16 protein-coding genes and 1 riboswitch are annotated in these 18,992 nt (G+C 70.5%); of the genes, 5 read left to right on the forward strand and 11 right to left on the reverse strand.

From position 1 onward, the window contains the following. Positions 1-24: 24 nt before the first annotated feature. The 4 genes from RPQ07_RS34440 to lanKC form a co-directional block, all read right to left on the reverse strand. A complete protein-coding gene (locus tag RPQ07_RS34440) occupies positions 25-1,794 on the reverse strand; it encodes an ABC transporter ATP-binding protein (RefSeq protein ID WP_413777805.1) in 1,770 nt (589 codons plus the stop codon). Beyond that, the gene (locus RPQ07_RS34445) at positions 1,791-3,656 is read right to left on the reverse strand and encodes an ABC transporter ATP-binding protein (protein ID WP_313948173.1); all 1,866 of its coding nucleotides are present in this window, start codon (positions 3,654-3,656) and stop codon (positions 1,791-1,793) included. Before RPQ07_RS34445 ends, RPQ07_RS34440 begins: the two co-directional genes overlap by 4 nt. A 140-nt stretch (positions 3,657-3,796) precedes the next feature. After that, complete coding sequence (locus RPQ07_RS34450; protein WP_313948174.1) at positions 3,797-3,928, reverse strand: SapB/AmfS family lanthipeptide; 132 nt, start codon at positions 3,926-3,928, stop codon at positions 3,797-3,799. Positions 3,929-3,939: 11 nt separating this feature from the next. Beyond that, the gene (gene lanKC / locus RPQ07_RS34455; RefSeq protein ID WP_313948175.1) at positions 3,940-6,600 is read right to left on the reverse strand and encodes a class III lanthionine synthetase LanKC; all 2,661 of its coding nucleotides are present in this window, start codon (positions 6,598-6,600) and stop codon (positions 3,940-3,942) included. Positions 6,601-6,881: 281 nt separating this feature from the next. Here lanKC and RPQ07_RS34460 point away from each other — a divergent pair, with 281 nt between their 5' ends. The 3 genes from RPQ07_RS34460 to RPQ07_RS34470 all read left to right on the forward strand — a co-directional run bounded on the left by RPQ07_RS34460 (position 6,882) and on the right by RPQ07_RS34470 (position 10,145). Further along, the gene (locus RPQ07_RS34460) at positions 6,882-7,997 is read left to right on the forward strand and encodes a threonine synthase (RefSeq protein WP_313949122.1); all 1,116 of its coding nucleotides are present in this window, start codon (positions 6,882-6,884) and stop codon (positions 7,995-7,997) included. After that, a complete protein-coding gene (locus RPQ07_RS34465; RefSeq protein WP_313948176.1) occupies positions 7,994-8,641 on the forward strand; it encodes a transcriptional regulator in 648 nt (215 codons plus the stop codon). Before RPQ07_RS34460 ends, RPQ07_RS34465 begins: the two co-directional genes overlap by 4 nt. 530 nt (positions 8,642-9,171) lie before the next feature. Continuing rightward, positions 9,172-9,325: riboswitch (cyclic di-AMP (ydaO/yuaA leader) on the forward strand. Between the two features lie 4 nt (positions 9,326-9,329). Beyond that, positions 9,330-10,145 carry a LysM peptidoglycan-binding domain-containing protein gene (locus RPQ07_RS34470; protein ID WP_313948177.1) on the forward strand — a complete coding sequence of 272 codons (816 nt, stop codon included), beginning with the start codon at positions 9,330-9,332 and terminating at the stop codon, positions 10,143-10,145. 97 nt (positions 10,146-10,242) lie between these two features. On the opposite strand, the gene RPQ07_RS34475 is transcribed toward RPQ07_RS34470, so the two are convergent. Further along, positions 10,243-10,578 (reverse strand): YkvA family protein, encoded by a 336-nt coding sequence (locus RPQ07_RS34475; RefSeq protein ID WP_313948178.1) that lies wholly within the window; start codon positions 10,576-10,578, stop codon positions 10,243-10,245. A 262-nt stretch (positions 10,579-10,840) separates the two neighbouring features. Between RPQ07_RS34475 and RPQ07_RS34480 the strand changes: the two genes are divergently transcribed. Together RPQ07_RS34480 and RPQ07_RS34485 are read left to right on the forward strand one after the other, a co-directional pair. Beyond that, the gene (locus RPQ07_RS34480; protein WP_313948179.1) at positions 10,841-11,398 is read left to right on the forward strand and encodes a DUF6233 domain-containing protein; all 558 of its coding nucleotides are present in this window, start codon (positions 10,841-10,843) and stop codon (positions 11,396-11,398) included. A 163-nt stretch (positions 11,399-11,561) separates the two neighbouring features. Next, positions 11,562-12,254 (forward strand): hypothetical protein, encoded by a 693-nt coding sequence (locus RPQ07_RS34485; protein ID WP_313948180.1) that lies wholly within the window; start codon positions 11,562-11,564, stop codon positions 12,252-12,254. Positions 12,255-12,308: 54 nt separating this feature from the next. Here RPQ07_RS34485 and RPQ07_RS34490 read toward each other — a convergent pair whose 3' ends face one another. From RPQ07_RS34490 to RPQ07_RS34515, 6 genes are all read right to left on the reverse strand, one after another. After that, positions 12,309-12,914 carry a DUF1877 family protein gene (locus RPQ07_RS34490; protein ID WP_313948181.1) on the reverse strand — a complete coding sequence of 202 codons (606 nt, stop codon included), beginning with the start codon at positions 12,912-12,914 and terminating at the stop codon, positions 12,309-12,311. Between the two features lie 35 nt (positions 12,915-12,949). Continuing rightward, positions 12,950-14,449 (reverse strand): UDP-N-acetylmuramoyl-L-alanyl-D-glutamate--2,6-diaminopimelate ligase, encoded by a 1,500-nt coding sequence (locus RPQ07_RS34495; RefSeq protein WP_313948182.1) that lies wholly within the window; start codon positions 14,447-14,449, stop codon positions 12,950-12,952. 526 nt (positions 14,450-14,975) lie between these two features. Next, on the reverse strand, positions 14,976-15,884 hold the full coding sequence (locus tag RPQ07_RS34500; protein WP_313948183.1) for a Gfo/Idh/MocA family oxidoreductase: 909 nt from the start codon (positions 15,882-15,884) through the stop codon (positions 14,976-14,978). 43 nt (positions 15,885-15,927) lie between these two features. Then, positions 15,928-17,127, reverse strand: a complete 1,200-nt coding sequence (locus RPQ07_RS34505; protein WP_313948184.1) for an ROK family protein — start codon at positions 17,125-17,127, stop codon at positions 15,928-15,930. 12 nt (positions 17,128-17,139) lie between these two features. After that, the gene (locus RPQ07_RS34510; protein WP_313948185.1) at positions 17,140-18,006 is read right to left on the reverse strand and encodes a carbohydrate ABC transporter permease; all 867 of its coding nucleotides are present in this window, start codon (positions 18,004-18,006) and stop codon (positions 17,140-17,142) included. Then, entirely contained in the window at positions 18,003-18,977 is a 975-nt protein-coding gene (locus RPQ07_RS34515) for a sugar ABC transporter permease (RefSeq protein ID WP_313948186.1), read from the reverse strand. Before RPQ07_RS34515 ends, RPQ07_RS34510 begins: the two co-directional genes overlap by 4 nt. Positions 18,978-18,992: the final 15 nt, after the last annotated feature.

Here is an 18,992-nt window from a genome sequence, read left to right on the forward strand (position 1 = left end):
CACGAGGGGCCGGCAGGGGGGCGCTCAGCGGTCCTCCTGCCAGTGGCCCACCAGATCCCGGTAGAGCTCCGAGCGGGTCAGGAGCTCAGGGTGGCTCCCGAACTCCGCGCGTGTTCCGTCGAGGACGAGTACCCGGTCCGCCCGCAGCGCGGACGACAGGCGGTGGGCCACGACGATCAGGGTTCCCGGCCGCCGGGCGAGCGCCCGCTCCGCATGGGCCTCCGCGGCCGGATCCAGGTGGCAGGTGGCTTCGTCGAGCAGGAGCAGCGGCGCCGGAGACAGATGGGCGCGCCCGAGGCACAGCAGCTGACGCTCACCCTGTGACAGGGTGGAGGGTGTCACGTCGGCGTCGATCCCGCCGAGGCGCCGGATCAGCGGCCCGAGACACAGCGCATCGGCGACCGCCTCGATGTCCTCGGTCGGCGCCCCGGGACGAAACGCGGTGAGGTTCTCGCGCACGGTGGCGGTGAAGACGTACGCCTCCTGGGGTGTCAACACCCGCAGCGGCGCCAGCTCGTCGGCCGGGCGCCCCGTGACCGGGCGGCCCGCCAGGTGGACCGTGCCCCGGTCCGGTGTCAGCATGCCGGCCACCACGCCGACGAGCGTGGACTTCCCGATGCCGCTCGGCCCCACGACCGCGATGTGCTCCCCGGTCCGGACGGAGAGATCGAGACCGTCGAGGACGGGCCGGGCCCGCGGCCCGTACGCCAGGCGAACGGAGCGGAAGTCGACGGCTGTTGTCGAGTCGGCCCGTTTCACCGGTGTGTCGGCGACGGGCCCGACGGAGGACGCAGTCCCGGACGTGTCCCGGACGAACCGGTCGAGAACCACCACGAGCCGGGTGCCCGCCGCACCGAGCGCCGTCATGAGGGTGTGCAGCGCCGGCAACAGCGCCTGGACCAGGTAGGTGAGCGCACCGATCAGCGCGCCCGCCGTCACGTTCCGGCTCAGCAGCCATGGGGTGGCCACCAGCAGCAGAATGACGGGCAGTTGGCCGCCGACGCCCAGCGCCAGCGTCCGTACCGCGGCCCAGCGGGCCAGCGAACGGGACGCCTCCTCGGCGTCCGAGATCAGCCGCGAGCCCCGGCGTTCCGCCTCGGTCTGGATCCCGCAGGCGACGATGTCGCGCAGCGCGGCACGGACGGCTCCGCTGTGGTGCGTCAGCGCTTCGTCGGCGTCGAGGAACCGGTTCTGGGCCGTGGCCATCGGCCGCAGCGTGGCGGCGAACAGCGCCATGCCGAGGACCAGGGGCGGCAGGACGATGAGCAGGAACTCGGGCGCCAGCGTGAACAGTCCGGCCAGCGCGCCCGCTGCGGTGAAGGCGAACGACCGCAAGGTGAGCACCAGTCCGGCGAAGCTGTCGCGGGCGATCTCCGTCTGCTGGGTGAGCCGCGACACCGCCGTGCCGTCCGTGCGGCCCGGTGCGGCGACCGCGTTGCGCAGCGATCGCGAGACGGCCCGCGTCACCAGGGCGTCCCGGAGGGGCTCGACGAGATGCGTCAGCTGGGCGAAGACACCGAGGACGACCGGCGCGGCCACGAGGATGGACACCGCGGCGGCCGACAGCCACAGCAGTCCGGCTTCCGTGTCACCCGCGAGAAATCCGCGGTCCAGAGCCTGGGCGATGCAGTAGCCGCCCAGAAAGGTCTGTACGGACTCGACGAGGGACCAGCCCGCCAGCGCGGCCAGGGCCCTCTTCCGGTTCGCGAGGAAGCGGCGGGCGGGGGGCAGCAGACGCCGTAGCGCGCCGGGCGCGACGCGGGCGCGCGGCTCGCGGGTCTCGGCGGCCGTCATCGGGCGGCCCGTCCTGCTGCCGGACCGCGCACCACGTCCGCGGTTACGGGACGGGGCGGTTGCGCCTGCTGCGGTGCGGGTGCCCTGTCCGCCGGCGCTTCGGGGGTCGCTTCGCTGGGCGCTTCGGATGCGGCGAAGACCGAACGGTAGGCGGGGTCCTGCCAGAGATCACGGTGCCGCCCCACGGCCCGTACCCCGCCGTCCTCCAGCCAGATCACCAGGTCCGCCCTGCTCGCCGAGGAGATCCGATGGGCGACCACCAGCCGGGTGCCCGGCCGTACCTCCTGGGCGAGCGCCCGGTCCACCTGCCGTTCGGTGGCGGTGTCGAGACTGGACGTGGCGTCGTCGAGGATGAGCAGCCGGCCCGCATGCGCGAACGCGCGGGCCAGCCCGAGGCGTTGCCGTTCCCCTCCCGACAGCGGTGCGCCGACGACGGGGGATTCGTAGCGTTCGGGCAGGAGTTGGACGAATCCGTCGGCGCCCGCCGCCCGTGCAGCGGTACGGATCTCGTCCGCCGAGGCGCGACGGGCCCCGGAGGCGATGGCGTCGGCCACCGTCCCCGCCAGGAAGACCGGCCGTTCGAAGGCGTACGCGACCTCCTGGCGCAACCGGTCGCGTGCGAGGGAACCCAGCGGGACACCGTCGAGCAGGACGCTGCCCTCGTCCGGTTCGGTGAGGAGCCCGGCGACGGCCGCCAGGGTCGACTTGCCGGCTCCGGACCGGCCCACCACGGCCGCGGTCTTCCCGCCGGGCACCACCAGGTGTACATCGGTGAGCACCGTGCGGCCCTCCCGGACGACGGTGACTCCGCGCAACTCGACCGTGCCGTTGCCCTCGTGCGGCAGTGTTCCCTCTCCGTGCCGAACGGCGGGCAGGTCCTGGAGCACGGCGAGGCGGGCGGCGGCGCTGCGGCCTCGGACGATCGCACCGAGGAGGCCGGCCAGGGCTCCCATGCCCGCCGCCAGGGCTGCGTAGCGGGACGCGGCGAGCAGTTCGCCGACACTGATGGCTCCGGCGGCGAGCCGTATTCCGCCGACACCCAGAACAGCGGTCGTCAGCAACGGCAGCAGCACCTGACTGTTCGCGACCGCCCTGCCGTGGATCCGCCACATGCGCCGTCCCTCACGGTCCAGGCCGGCCAAGGGCTGGAGAACGCGGGCCCGTTCCCGGTCCTCGATGCCCGCGGCGGCGATGGTGCGCGCCCCGTCGAGCGCTTCCAGGAGCCGGGACGCGATGTCCGACTGGATCTGCTGGTACCGGCCCACCGTGTCCGAGGACTTGCGGGCGAAGGCACGCAACACAAGGACCAGCAGGGGCAGTCCGGCGAGGAAGGCGAGAGCGACCCACACGTCGATGAACAGCAGGGCGATCACGGCACCGGCCGGACCGAGCAGGGACGCGCTCAGCGCGGCGGCCGCCGCGGGCACCGTCCCGGCCTCGGTCGCGTTGACCGACAGACGTGTCGCGACATCTCCCGGGGAGAGCGGGGACGCCCGGTCCGGTGAGGTCGCCAGAAGCCGTCCGAGGGCGCCGGTCCGCAGCCAGGCGGTCGACCGGGCATTGGTGACACCGGTCAACAGGGCTACGGCTGCGTCCAGGAACACTTCGGCGGTGAGGAGCACGGCGCTGAGCACGACCCAGGACGTGGCATCGCTCTGCCGGTCGAGGAGGAGGTCCAGCGTGTGTCCGACAACGGCGGGCGACGCGACGGCCGCGCCGGCGGATGCGACGGAGCAGAGCAGGATCGCCGCGGTACGGGTGGCGCTGCGCCGGACGGCGGCACGCAGCAGGCGGTGCGCGCCACCGGTGGGCACCCTGCCACCGGAGTCGGTGCCGCTGGGGCGGGGGCGCTTGTAGGCCATCGCGGGGGCTCCTCTGTGGCCGGCCGCGGGCCACGGCCTCGTGCGGGTCGGGGAATGCAGGCCGTCCCGGGCGGCGAACCGCCCGGGACGGGACGGGCCCCGGCCGGCGGCGTGGCGCCACCGACCGGGGCCCGGCGACCTCAGTTACAGGTCGTGACGCTCAGGCTGCTGTCGCCACAGAGCAGCAGGCTGGCGCGGCTTCCGCCGGTCTCGACGTCGCCGATCGCCTCTTCCTTCGGGGTCTCCATCGACTGCAGGTCGAGAAGGTTCATGATGTTTCCTCTCATTCGGGGACGGTGGTGCTCAAGGACGGCCCGGAGTCGGGCCGGTTCTGGGGCCGCCGGAGCGGCGGGAGGAACGGCAGATGAGCGTGATGGTCGCCCTGTGCCGCCGCGAGCGCGAGCAGACAGCCCGCGGTGCCGGTCGACAGGTCCATCGAGAGACGCATCATCTGCTCGCCGGGGAAGGCCAGGTGGCCCTGGTACGTCAGGGCGTGCCAGGCGAGGGCGTCGATCTGCCGGCGGACGTCGGCCGGCTGCGTACCTGGTCCGCCCGTGGTCGTACGGCTCAGATGGAGAACCATGCCGGCGGCGCCCCGGAACAGTCCGGGCTGGGCGTAGAAGGTCGCCTGTGCGGCGCGGACGATCTCGGTCCGGGCGCGCTCGAAATCGGTGTCCGGGCGGTGGGCCAGGTAGTCGTCGAGCACCATGCCGATACCGACACTGCCCGCGCCCAGATACGGCATGGTGCGCCAGCCCTCGTCGACCTGGAGGGTGCCGCCCGCGCCGTGTACACAGCGGGCGAGGTCACGGCGCAGAGCTTCCGCCGCCAGATCGAGGAGGGCGCTGTCGCCGGAGCGCTCGTACAGCCGCAGGAACAACAGGGCGGTACCCGACGCTCCGTGCAGCAGCCCGGCACGCGATCCGTCGCGGCCCGTGTGGCTGCCTGCGTTCTGCCCCGGCCCTGCGTCCAGGGAGCGGGCGGCGAGATCCGCACACCGCAGCGCCGCCGTACGAAGGTCCGTGTCGCCCGTCTCCGCGGAGAGGGCGTCGAAGGCGAGACCCAGTCCGGCCAGGCCGCTGTGGAGGTCCGGCGCGAGTTCGTCCCACGGCTGGCCGAGGGCGAGTTCGGCGAGCGACAGCGCGTGTTCGGTGTGGCCGAGACGTTGCAGGGTCCAGGCGACGCCGGCGAGGCCGTCGTAGAAGCCGACGGGTGTTCCCGACGGCGGTTCCTTGCTCCGCAGGAGTAACCATTCCTCTGCCGCGGGGCAGCGGTCCGCCCCGCTCGCGTCCAGCGCGTACAGCACGCCGGCCGCTCCGTAACCGAAGGTCAGACCTCCGCCCGCGGTACCGAACTGGGCGATGTCACCCGGGAAGACACGGTCCTCCCGCTCCGGTGACGCGGAGGCCAGGACGGCACGGACCAGGGAGTCGCGGCTGTGCGGCCAGTCGGCGGGTGACACGGGCAGATAGCTGCCGGACCCCGGGGAGCCGGCGGCGCCTGCCGGTGCACTGCCCGGGTCCCGCAGGATCTCCCGCACGGCATCGTCCAGAAGGGCACGGTCCACCGGGAACTGACGAGCGATGATGTCGGCCAGGTGCGTGGCCTTTGCCCGGTCGACGGCGAAGAGACTGGTCAGCGGGATGAAGAGCGCGAGCCGCAGACACGCCAGGGCGTAGCGGTCCACGTCGAACCCGCGACGGCCGGCCGGCGCGACGAAGGCCGGATGCGCCACCGTCTGGCGGCCGTCCTGCCCCTTCTGGTGCGCGGCCTCGAAATCGAGGAGGACGACGGACGACTCGTCCTCGGAGACCATGATGTTGAACAGATGCAGATCGTTGAAGACCACGCCGCGGGAGTGCACCGCTTCCATGGCCTGCTCCACCATCCCGTGGATGCGCAGTGCCCACGCCGTGTACTCCGCGAGGCGATCCGGCCCCGGATCGGCGTCGATCAGCGGGTGACGGCGGGCGAAGAACGAGTTGAGCGGCTTGCCCTCGATGTACTCCAGTACCAGGAAGTGATGGTCGCCGAGGACGAAGGCATCGCGGACCTCAGGGGTGCATGCCAGGCCCGACAGCCGCTCCAGCGCGGTCCGTTCGCGGTGCAGACGCGTCACGGCGTCGGCGCCGTCGGCGGCCAGCCCGGCATGCGGCCGCGCTTCCTTCAGGACCACCTTCTCGCCGGTGCGGTTGTCACGGGCGGCGTACACACCACCGCCGTTGGAGAAGTGCAGCGCCTTCTCGACGGTGTACGGCATGGCGTCGACCGTGACCGCCGAGCGCGCGTCGAGGTGAGGCTTCAGAAAGTCGGGCGGCGTGACCCATGCGGGTATCTGGAACACCGGTCCCCGCAGGTCCGGCACCAGTTCGCCGTCGGCGTTCGCGACGGCGGGGCGCAGCTCACCGTGCTCGTCGTAGCAGTGCCGCCGGGTGAAGCTGCCGTAGCGCAGGTGGACGGGTCCGTCGCCCCAGCGGACGTCACTGAGGATGTACGGGCCGGCCTCGCCGGCCAGGAGAGCGGCGAGCTCCTCCGCGATGACGCCGCACTGCTCGTCGTCGGCCGGATAGACGGTGATGAACTTGCCGCTGCCGGCCCGGTCCGCGTACTTGGCGTTGCGGTTGTGCAGCAGATACCGGCTCGGCATGAACTTGAAGGCGATGTCCCGTGCGACGCAGTAGGTCCACACCCGGGCGAGGACCGATTCGGCGTTGTCGAGACAGGCGGACACGTGGATCTTCCAGCCCTGGGCGGGCAGATCGGTGTCGACCGGGCGGAGCGCGAGCCAGTCGCCGGACCGGTTGCGCTGCCAGCCGGCGGGGACGGGGCGGCGCGCGGGCTCGTACGGGGAGGTGCGTCCGGCGTCGTCGGTGAGCGACAGCCGGTGCGGCGCGTCGTAGAAGTGCCGGTCTGCGTCGCAGAAGACGGCGTACCCCTTGTTCACGCGAACTCCCTCGGTCGATGACGGGACCGACGCTGTCACGTGGTGGAGAGGCTCCGACAGTCACGGCTGTCACCTTCGACCTGTGCAGAACGCACAGGTAACCACCGCCCTGCCGGTCATCGGGATGTTTTACGTTTCGTCCATCGCTGGATAAAGTGTCCAGCGTCAAGGTGGCGGGACCGGCGGGAGGAGACCTGGTGGACGACCGGCACACACCTGAGGACCTGCACGGCGGCGAAGCAGGGGACGGACGCGAGGACCGGCCCGGGCACGCTCCGCGCCTGGTCGACGAGCGTTCCGGCAGGACGTACGAGCTGGACGCCCGCCGCTGGCGCGGTGACGACGGCGCGCCGTTGAGCGTCTCACCGCTGCCGGGTCTCACCCCGGCCGACATCGACAGCGGCACGCGTTCCCTCTGGCGCTACCGGGCCGCGCTGCCGTCGGCCGTCGGGCGGCCGGTCACCCTGGGGGAGGGCAGCACCCCGTTGCTCGACAGGGAGTGGGACGGCGCACGCGTCGGCTTCAAACTGGAGTGGTTCAACCCCACCGGCAGTTTCAAGGACCGTGGCAGCAGCGTCATGATCTCGGCGCTGGCGGCGACCGGGGTGCGCGAGGTGATCGAGGACAGCTCGGGCAACGGCGGCTCGTCGGTCGCTGCCTACTGTGCCGCGGCCGGCGTCGGAGCCACGATCCTCGTGCCGGAGGGGACCTCACCGGCGAAGATGCTCCAGACCCGGGCGTTCGGCGCCACCATCGAGCCCGTCCCCGGTGGGCGGGACGCGACCGCCGCCGAGGCCCTGCGCCGCTCGGACCGCACGTGCTACGCCGGGCACAACTGGAACCCCTTCTTTCTCCAGGGCACCAAGACCCTTGCCTACGAGCTCTGGGAAGACCTCGGCTTCGCCGCCCCGGACGCGGTGGTCACCGTGGCAGGAGCGGGCAGCCTCGTGCTCGGTCTCGATCTCGGATTCTCCGAACTGCTGACAGCAGGTCAGATCGCCAGGCGGCCACGGCTGTTGGTGGCGCAGCCCGCCGCGTGCGCCCCCATCCATGCCGCGCTCCACGGCGCCCCGGCGCCTTCGTTCGGCCCGACGATCGCCGAGGGCACCGCCATCCGTTCGCCCGTCCGGCTGCCCGAGGTGGTGGCCGCCGTCCGCCGGTCCGGCGGAGACATGGCGGCGATTCCCGAAGCCGCCATCGCCGACGGCGTCCGCCGGCTCGCCGCCACCGGGTTGTATGCCGAGCCCACGAGTGCGACCGCCGTCGCGGCCATCGACGTCTTCCGCGAGCGGGGCGCCATCCGCGAAGGGGAGACGACGGTGGTGGTGCTGACCGGTTCCGGGCTCAAGGCGGCGACCGCGATGGGGAATCTGTTCACGGAAGGCACCGTCGCGTGAGCGCCGCGTCCGGGGACCACGAGCGCGCGGAGGACGAACTGCTCCTGCGCGAGGGGGAGAAGATTGTCGTCGCACTGGGGCGGATGTTCCCGGGGCTCTGCGAGGTCGTCCTGCACGACCTGCGCTATCCGGACCATGCCGTCCGGGCGATCGAGAACAACCTCTCCGGCCGTACCGTGGGCGACCCGGCGACCGAACTCGGCCTCGCCCGGATCGCGGATCCCGACTACCCGAGCGTCCTTCAGAATTACCCCAATCGCTTTCCCGACGGCCGTCCCGCCAAGAGCACTTCCATCGGTCTGAAGAACAGCCGGGGCCACTATGTGGCGGCCATCTGCCTCAATCTGGATGTCTCCCTCTTCGCCACGGCGGCCCGGAGTCTCGCCGGGCTCGTGCGAACCGAGGAGCCCGATGTATCACTGGAGGAAACACTCCGGGCCCGCAGCAGCGGTGAACTGCGCGCGGCTGTCGAGGAGTTCTCCGCCGCGCGGGGTCAGACCCCGCGAAGCCTCGATGGCGCATCGCGGCGTGAATTGGTGCGTTCACTCAAAGAGCGCGGCTTTCTTGAGGTGAAGCATTCGGTGCAGGCCCTCACGGACCTTCTGGGCATCTCCCGGGCGACGGTCTACAACTACCTTCGCTAAGGGCTGTCGTCGTGCGCCCGCCGGCGATGACGGGACAGCCCTCAGACCTGCCCGAGGGCCGGTGACGACGCGGGACCACCCGCAGACCGTCCAGATCATGCAGAGATACCGCCTGAGAGTGCAAACCGGTCATATCGCCATTAATCCAGGACGGAAACGGGCATCTAGGTCATGCTGCATGTCCGAAAAGTCGTCTCCTGAGTAATTGTTCACCATGTGGCGCAATGTCTGAATTAGGGGAACCAGAGGCGATTTACTTTCTTTCGTGCGCCCCCGCGGACTGCCCGGCTTCGCAATTGGTTGCAGTGAAATGGGTCACTCCGCGGGGAAATCGCGATCTATGCACGTCGGCCCAGATCCGTTCTGCGTAAAGAAAGTTGAACCTCCCGCCCGATGCGGCCCGACGGTATTTACCCCCATTGGATCATCGCAGGGGTTTACGTCGTGAATTCGGGGCTTGTTCCCTCGCGCCCGCCTCGCTTAACGTCACCGTCAATCCGGGTGGAACGCCGAATCCTGCCGCCACCCGTAAACCACGACCACTGACCCATGGCAGGAGCGGGGGAACCAGGTAAGCCGCCGATCCGCAATCCGGAACGGCTCGGGGTCAAGTCGCATTCAACCGCGGCCGGACATCTCCAGTCCGCACCCGACAGCTCACCTCGCAGGCGACGGAGAGGAATGCGTCATGCCTGCAAAGGGTAAGCACCGCCGTCCCAAGAACAGTTCACTGACCCGGGGCATTGTCGCCGCGGGTACGGGCGGGGCCGCTCTGGTCCTCCCGGTGATCGGGGCGACCACCGCCGGCGCCGCCCCGGCGACGACGCACCCGTCCCTGGGCCACAAGGCCGTGGCCCCCGCCGCGCCGGTTCCCGCGAAGAAGGCCCCCACGACCTACTCCGTCGTCGCCGGTGACTCCCTGTCCTCGATCGCGGACCAGCTCGCCGTGAGCGGCGGCTGGAAGAAGCTCTACCAGGACAACCGCAGGGCCGTCGGCGCGGACCCGGCGCTCATCCACCCCGGCCTGAAGCTCTCCGTCGGCAAGAAGGCCACGGCGGACGCCCCCGCCCCGGCCAGGACCTCCACCGAGCGGGCCGACCGCTCCGAGCGGACGTCGATGCCGGCCGTCGAGACCGTGGCGAAGGCCGCACCGGCCGAGAAGGCCGCACCGGTCAAGAGCTACACCAACGACCTGGACGGCTGGATCAAGGAGTCGCTGGACATCATGGCCCAGCACGGCATCCCCGGCTCGTACGAGGGCATCCACCGCAACATCATGCGCGAGTCCTCGGGCAACCCGCTCGCCATCAACAACTGGGACTCCAACGCCGCGGCCGGAACCCCGTCCAAGGGTCTGCTCCAGGTCATCCAGCCGACGTTCCTGGCCTACCACGTGCCCGGCACGGCGATGGACAGCTACGACCCCGTCGCCAACATCACCGCCGCGTGCAACTACGCCGCGGACCGGTACGGCTCGATCGACAACGTGAACGGTCCCTACTGAGCCGCCCGCCGAGCCAGGCCTGACACGGCACGGCCCCAGCAGCGCCGAGGCGCCGGTCCCACCTGACGGGGGACCGGCGCCTCGGCGCTCGCGGACCTCAGAGTTGCTCGAGGGGTTTCTCGAGTGACCGCCGGCGTCGGGCGGGGCCCTGCACGGGCCCCCTCGCCGCGGCCGCCGCGGAGTGCAGGGCCCGCAGCGCCAGCAGGAGTACGCCGATGTCGTCGAGATAGACCGGGTCGGGAAGCAGGTCGACCGGGCTGACGGCGTAGACGAGCGAGCCCCAGAAGAGCGCCTTGTTCTTCAGCGGCACCCCGGCCTCGCGCAGGACGGCGCGCGCCTTCCACACCCTGACCGCCAGCACCACGGTCACCACCAGCATCGCCAGAACGGCAGTCGCGGCGACGATCAGAGCGACCGTCAGTTCGGTACTCATCGTGCGGTCTCCTCGGAGTGGAGGTCGGTCCGTCTCCACCCGTGTTCCCTCCATGGAGGCGTCCAAGGGCCTACGGAGCCGGTTGTCCCTCGAACCGGTGACCCGCGGCCGCGGGGCCTCGTTCTCCTGCGCAACCTCGGTCCCATGTCTCCGCCCCCACGCCCACACCACAGCGGTTTCGCCGGCCGACGCCGGCAGTCCGTCAGAAACCGAAGGTCACCGCGACGGCAGCACATCATGGGTGCGGACGTACGGTGGGGGGATGAACGCAGACCCGCTGCCGCCGATCGTGGTGGTTCTCCCGGACGGACAGGAGGTCCGCGGTCTGGTGCACTCCCGGCTCCAGACCTCACGCGGATGGATGTACCAGGTCGGTGTGCCCATGTGGCAGACCACGGCCGAGGAGTGGGTGGAGCCGGCCGAGTTGGTGCTGTGGGTGCCCGCCGAATACGTCCGGCCGATGGAGGGCGTCCCGTACGAGGACATCCCCACGCAGCAGGTGGAACCTGTGCCCGCACCGGCAACTGCCGCTGCGGGTCCGCCCGCTGCCGCGGCACCCGCGCCCGAACCGGACGGGGTACTCGTCCCCGCGGCAACCCCCGCTGTGGAGGCGGGTGAGTCACGACGGGCCTGGCGGATCGAGCGGTTGCCGCGTGAGCGCGGCCGCCCCGGCTGGAATGTGGTGCACGTGCATGACTGCGAGGATGCCGACGACGGCGATGTACTCGACCTCGACCAGACCCTGATGGTGCTCCGGCGCCCGGGCACCAGGGCGTGCACGAAATGCGGCGCCGCCGAAACCCTGACCCCGTTGCAGTGAGAGCGACAGGGTGACCGAGACGGGTCGAAACTGCCCGAAGTCTTCGAACAGCATGTCTCGTTGTGAGTGTGAGCACCGTCGATACCTGCCCGGACGTTCAGTGGAGCGTTGTTTGTAGGTAGCATCCGGCACCACAACTGGTATGCGAGGAAAGTGAGCTGTCATGCCGGAGCACAACCCCAACCACCTCCAGTCCCACTACGCCCAGCAGGTTGCAGCCGACCTGGAGAACAACTCCTCCGAGCAGGAGCGCATCAGGTCCGAGGCGGCAGCGTTGCAGGCCCGGCTGGAGACACTGCAGAAGGACCACGAACTGCTGGTGAGCATGCAGGCCGCCCTGGGCGGCACACCGGCGAAGAGCACCAAGTCGACCAAGAACGCCAAGCCGGCGAAGACCGCCACGGCCGCCAAGGGCGCGACCGTCCCGAAGGCGCGTCGCGCGAGCGGATCCGCAACCACCGCTGCCGCAACCACCGCCAAGGGCAAGAGCAAGCCCGCCAAGAAGCCGGCGGCAACCACCACCGCGCCCAAGAGCACCACCGCGCCCAAGGCCAACTCCGCGCCCAAGAGCACCACCGCGCCCAAGACCGCCTCCACGCCCCTGCGGGAGCTCGCCGTCGGCATCCTGGGACGGCGCCAGGAGCCCTGGTCCGCGGCCGAGGTCACCCAGGAGCTGGCACGGGCACACCCCGACCGCCCGCTGACCGTGCAGTTGGTGCGCAACGCCCTCGAAGCGTCCGTCGCCAAGAACCAGAGCGAGCGCTCCAAGCAGCAGAACTCGGTGTACTACACGGCGGTCGACAAGAAGGCCGCCGCGGACGAGCCGGCGGTTGCGGCGAGCGCACCGGACGCCTGACACCGGCCGCGCGACACCCCTCGGGCACCCCGACCGACACACCCCGCCCGGGGGTCAGGAGACTTCCTTGATGACGGCGTTTCCCGCGGCCGCGGCTCGCGCGTAGAAACCACGCACGATGTCCACGCCGGCGGCCAGGGAACCGTCCTCGACGACGCTCTCCGTCCGAAGGGTGCCGTCCGGCTGCGGGATGTCCGTGCTGAACGAGTAGAAGGTGGCCTTCCGAAGGAGATCACCACGACATGCGATCAGCGTCGGGGCATCGAGGCCCTGAAGGAAGGAGTGGACGGCCCTCACCTGGTCCGGCATGAGCAACAACGGGTTGTAGAGCCGTCCTTGGTTGCCTCCCTGCTCCGCGAGGACGAGTCCGCCCATCACCACGTCACGGGCGGGCGCCGGTGCGGAGGTGAGCAGCTCGCCGTCCTCGTCGAAGCTCTCCGCGCCGGTGAGCAGCACATGGAGGGCGTCCCAGTTGCGGCGGACCTCACTGGTCTCCTCGATCACCCTCGGGTAGGCAGTTCCGTCCTCGTCGTCCTCGAACACGACGTCGTTCCAGGCGAGCCGCAGCCTCTCCCGTCCGGCGGACGGACCCTCCGGGTGCTCCAGGAGCTCTTCGATCTGCGCTGCGTCGTGCCGTGTGAGCGTCAGCCATAGGGACATCCCGCCACCCTACGGAGTGTGGCCCGCCCGCACGCTCACCGGCCGCCGGTGTCCTGTGCGGCGGCCAGCTCACGCACCGTTGCCATGTCGCTGAACGGCACCAACTGCTCGCCGACGATCTGGTACGGCTCGCTGCCCTTGCCCGCGACGAGAACGATGTCGTGCGGGCCCGCGGCGGCGAGGGCGATGTCGATGGCCTGACGGCGGTCCGTGCATCGTTTGAAACGGCTGTCCGCGGCCAGCAGACCGGGAGTGATCTGGTCCAGGATGGCCTCGGGATCCTCGTTGCGCGGGTTGTCCGAGGTGAGGACGACCAGATCGGAGAGTTCCCCGGCGATCTCGCCCATCTGCGCGCGCTTGGTGGTGTCCCTGTCGCCGCCGCAGCCGAAGACGGTGATGACATCTCCTTCGGCGAACTCCCGGATGGCGGTGAGGACTTTCTCGAGCGAGTCGGGCGAGTGGGCGTAGTCCACGATCACGGCGGTGCCGGACGGGGTCTGGTACCGCTCGAAGCGGCCGGGAACCGGTGGCATCAGGCCGAGCGCGGCGATGAGCCCCGGCAGGTCGTGCCCCAGCAGGTGGCAGGCCGCGACGGTGGCCAGTGCGTTCGACACCGAGAACCGTCCCGGTACCGGAACGGCCGCCGGGTAGTCGCGTCCGGCGTGATGGAGGGTGAAGCGTGTACCGAACGCGTCCATGCTGAGATCGCTCGCCCGGTAGTCGGCCTCGCCGTCGATGGCATAGGTGGTCACCGCATCCGGCATCATCGCGCTGATGCCCGCGCCCACCGGGTCGCCCGAGTTCACCACGGCGCGCCGGCACAGCCCCTGGAACAGGCGCAGTTTGGCGTCCCGGTAGTTCTCCATCGTGCCGTGGTCGTCCAGGTGGTCCTGGGTCAGGTTGGTGAAGATGCCGACGTCGATGAAAGCGTTGTCGACGCGGTGGTTCAGCAGGCCCATCGACGTGGCCTCCAGGACGACCGTGCTCACCGCGCGGTCGCGCATATGGCCCAGCAGGTACTGGAAGTCGGGGGACTCCGGTGTGGTGAGGACGGACCTCGGCATGGGGATCAGCTCGTCGCCGATCCGGCTGCCGGCGGTTCCGATGACACCCACCCGTGCCTCTTCGGAGATCCGCAGCACGGACTCGACCATGTACGACACCGAGGTCTTCCCGTTGGTGCCGGTCACGGCGATCATGTCCATCTGCCGTCCGGGTTCGCCGTAGAACCGGGAGGTGACGACAGCCGCGGCCGTACGCGCGTCCGGGACCCGCACCACGCACACGGCGGCTCCCGTCTGCACCGCCGGCGGGAGGCAGGGAGCGGAGTCCTCGACGAGGACGGCGACGGCGCCGCGCGCCAGGGCCGGGACGACGGCCTCGGGACCGCCCTCGCGATGACCGGGAACCGCGATGAACAGGGATCCGGGAGACACACGATCGGCGTCGAAGCACGTTCCGGCGGTGATCACCGTGTCGGGATCGCCCGCGAGGACCTCGTGCTCGTGCCCGGCCAGCAGTTCGCTCAACTTCACAGGGATCCTCTCGGAGGTGCGGACAGTCCGGTGGTGTGCCGTCGCCGACAGGGGCGACGGCACGCCGAACGGCCGCGGGAGTGGTGCAGGGGGAGTGCGCGGTGGAGAGGGGCGGGCCGCGGAGGCGGGACCGTCACCGGTCGAGCGGGGGAGCACGAGGGAAGGCGCCCGTCCTACAGGCCGCACAGGCGTCGTGGACGGGAGTGGGTGCCCGGACGGGGCCCGGTCAGGAGATGGCTAGCCGTGGCCGTGCAGCGCGCGGCAATGAATCCGCGGCGCGAACGGGCGCATCGCGGACGGGGCCCTTCGCAGGCACTCCCTCATCGCGTGTGTGCAACCCATGGGGGGAGTGTACGTGGCACGGAGCACACCGGAATCCACTCGCGGTCGTCGTGGCAGCGGACCGCGATGGTCACACCTCGGCGGGTACATGCCGCCGGTCACTCCCGGCGTCGATCCCCGGCGCATACAGCGGGAGCAGGGCGCGCCGCCACAAGCGGGCCCTGCTCTCCCCGGTCTCACCGTCCTACCGGGCCGATACTCCCTCGGCCATCGCCAGCAGTTCCTGCAGCCGCAGGCCGCGCGCCGCGTTCAAGGGGTGATCAATACCGGAGCGGACCGCGGTCGCGAATTCGCGGCGCAGCACCGGCCAGCACTCGTCGTGGTCCATGTCCGCGGTGTCGTAGACGAGTTCGTCGCCCGGTCCGAACAACTCGATCCGCGTCCGGGCCGGTTCCAGTTTCACCGACCCGGACAGCGATGCCTGGCTGACGGCTCCGTCGGCGTGCTCGCAGGTCAGCTCGATCCAGCGGCGGGGGTCACCGGTGCTGCGGATCGAGGTGATGGGGCCGACGGCGACGTCGAGCAGGTCGAGCAGATGCGGGCCGAGGTCCAGCAGGGCGCCGTGTTCGAGGCGCCAGGAGGTGGCGAAGTCCCCGCCGAGGAAGGCTCCGTGGAGATAGCAGGACCGTGCTCCGCTCACCGTCAGACCTGCCGCGCGGGCGAGGAAGTCCCGGGTGCGGGGGTGGTAGCGCTTGGTCAGGACGAGCTGGGTCACGACCTGGTGCTCGGCGACGGCGTCGGCGACCCTGCGGGCGGCTGCGAGGTCCGGGCCGAGCGGCTTCTCCAGCAGCATCGGCCGGCCCGCCTTCGCGGCCCGTACGGCGAGTTCCGCCTGCACCGCCGGGGGCACGGCGAAGGCGACCGCCTCGCACTGCTCCAGCAGTTCGTCGAAGGACGCGGCGACCTTGGCGCCGAAGGGAGCCGCCGTCTCCTGAGCCGCCTCCGGGCGCCGTGCCCAGACAGCTGTCAGCGTCGTCTCGGGGCCGGCGGCGAGCATCCGGGCATGCATCGCCCTGGCCCAGGGCCCGGCGCCGACCAGTCCGACCCGCACGGGGGCCGGGAGGGAGTCGTCCGAAGGTGAGGCGTGCTGCACGGGTGCTCCTGGGAGGAAAGCGCGAAACGCGTGGGGGAGACGGTCAGGAGGGCGAGCCGGTCGCCGCCTGGAGGCGGGCGTCGGCCAGTTCGGGGGCGTAGAGGTGCTCCACCACCATCGCGGCGGCTCCGCTGAGGGCGGCGTATTCGCCGAGGCGGGAGGTGACCACGTTGAGGTGGGCGGTGGTGCGGGGCATGGCCCGCTGGTAGAGGAGTTCCCGGACGCCGGTGAGGAACGGGGTACTGGCCAGGTCGCCGGCGAGCACGAGGACGCCCGGGTTGAGGAGGGTCACGACGGTCACCAGCACCTCGCCGACGCGCTGTCCCGCCTCACGCGCCAGCCGTACGGCATCGGGCTGCCCGGCGGCGAGATGGGTGCGCACGTCGGAGCCGGAGGAGGTGGGGACACCCGCCGCGGCCAGTTGCCCGGCGATGGCCCGGCCGCTGGCCACGGCGGCGAGGCAGCCGTAGGAACCGCACATGCACAGCGCGTCGGAGCGGTCGTGCAGCCGGATGTGGCCGATGTCGCCCGCGCCGCCGTCGATGCCCCGGTAGGGCTCACCGCCGACGACGACTCCGGCACCGATACCGGTGGAGACCTTGACGAGGACGAACGCCGAGCAGTCCGGGTAGTGGTGGCGCTGCTCGGCGTACGCCATGAGGTTGGCGTCGTTGTCGACGAGGACCGGGACGGGTGCCGCCGCATTCACCTGCCGGGCGTACGCCTCCTGCATCCGTGACCGGATCGGGTACTCGTCCCATCCCGGCATGATCGGGGGCTGCACGACCCGCCCCGTGTCCCAGTCGACCGGACCGGGTACCGACAGCCCGATCCCGCACACCGCACTCGCGTCGACGGCCGCCTGCGTGAGCAGGTCCGGGAACCAGGAGGCGACGGTGTCCAGGACCAGGTCGGGGCCGTCGGCGATGAGCAGTTGCGCGGTGTGCTCGGCCAGGATCCGCCCCGAGAGGTCGATGACGGCGGCCCGCCCGTGCCGGGTCTCCAGGTCGACGGCGAGCACCACGGCGTGCGTGGAGTCGAACTCCAGGCGCACCGAAGGGCGTCCGCCGGTCGAGGTCCCTGTGGTGTGGGACAGCCAGCCCGCGTCGAAGAGCTGGTCGAGGCGGTGGCCCACGGTGGATCGGGAGAGCCCCGTGGCGAGTTGGAGCTCGCCCCGTGTGGTGGCCTGTCCGCTGCGGATCAGTTGCAGCAGATGGCCTGCACTCGCCTGGTTCGCCGGCATGGTTCTCGACTCCTAGCTCTTGTCCGCGCCGCTGGTCAGACCCTCGGTCAGCAAACGTTCCGCGGCGAAGAACAACAGCACCACGGGAATGGTCAACACGACGGAGCCTGCCATGAGGACGGTCTTCGGGACCTCGATTCCGTTGGCGAGCTGCTGCAGGCCGAGGGAAACCGTCCAGGCGTCGGGGTCCGCCGCCAGGAAGAGGAGCGCGAAGAGGAACTCGTTCCACGCGATCATGAAGACATACAGCCCTGTCGCCATCAGCGACGGCAGCGCCAGCGGAAGGATCACCTTGCGCAGTGCCTGGAAGCGGGTGCAGCCGTCGAGCGCCGCCGCCTCCTCGATGCTGTACGGGATGGTGACGAAGTAGTTCTTCATCATGTAGATCGACACGGGCACCGTCTGGGCGATGTAGACGATGGCGAGACCCAGCAGGCTCCCGGACAGCCCGACCTTGGCGAACATCACGAAGAGCGGGACGGCCAGCAGGGTCGCCGGGAAGAGGTAGACGGCGAGGAAGATCGCGCCCACCTGCCGGCTGCCGAAGAACTTCAGCCGGCTGATCGCATACGCGCCGGGCACGGCGGCGGCGAGGGTGAGCAGCACCGTTCCGAGGGAGACCGCCGCCGAGTTCCCCAGCAGGCGCAGGAATCCCTGGCCGCCCTCCGAGGTCGGCCGCAGCACCGCGCGGTAGGTGTCGAGCGTGAAGTCCGTCGCCGAAACCCACAGCGAGCCGGGATCCAGCAGCAGCGCGTCGATCGGCTTCACCGACAGCAGGAGCATGTAGTAGAAGGGCACGATGGTGATGACGGCCAGGAAGGCGATGGTCACCCACCGCAGCACTCCGAACAGTCTCTCCTCGAACTGGGTACGGGTCATGACCCCTCCTCCTGGACCCTCTTGGCGAAGAACATGAAGTAGATGCCGAGCAGGACGACCAGCACGCCGGCCAGGACCAGGGCCTGAGCAGCTGCCGCGCCGACGTCGTAGCGGGCGGTGAGGAAGTCGTAGACACGCACGGCCACGACATCGGTGCCGGAGCCGCCGCCGGTGAGCAGATAGACGTCGTCGAACTTGTTGAACGTCATGATGAAGCGCAGGACGCACAGCAGTGCCATGACGGGCATCAGCTGCGGCAGAAGTATGTGGCGGAACCGCTGCGTCGGGGTGGCGCCGTCCACCCGGGCGGCTTCCTCCAGGCTCTCCGGGACGGCTTGCAGCCTGGCCAGGAGGAACAGGAAGGCGAAGGGGAAGTAGCGCCATATCTCGAAGACGATGACGGTCAGCAGCGCGAGGGGGATGTCGAAGTGCGCGCCGAGGACGTTCAGCTCGTACGAGCGGGTGGACAGGAACGCGATCGGGTCGTCCCAGCCGAGGAGCTTCGAGCCCCACTCGTTGACGATGCCGTACTGGGGGCTGAGCGCCACCTCCCAGGCGAAGGCGACGGCGACGACGGGTGCGACGTACGGCAGCAGCATCGAGCCGCGCAGCACACCTCGCCCGCGGAAGGGCTTGCGCAGGGCCAGCGCCGCGATCAGGCCGAGCAGCACGGATCCGGCGGTGGCTCCCACGGTGTAGATCAGTGTGGTGCTGAGGCTGGTCCAGAATCCGGCGGAGCCGAAGATCTTGCTGAAGTTGTCCAGGGTCCAGTTGCCGAACAGGCTCATGCTCTGGATGTCGACGAGCCTGGCGTTCTGGAAGGCCAGCAGGACGGTCCACAGGATCGGGATGATGACGACGACCAGGACGACCAGGAAGGTCGGGGTGACGAAGGCCAGTCCGGCCCGGTTCTGGCGTTGTCCGGAGGTCAGATGGCGGCGCTTCGGTGCGCCGGGTGGTGCAGTGGTCATGGCAATCCTCGACGG

Origin of the sequence: Streptomyces sp. AM8-1-1, assembly GCF_032229325.1 — a bacterium.
GTDB classification, from domain to species: Bacteria; Actinomycetota; Actinomycetes; order Streptomycetales; family Streptomycetaceae; genus Streptomyces; species Streptomyces achmelvichensis.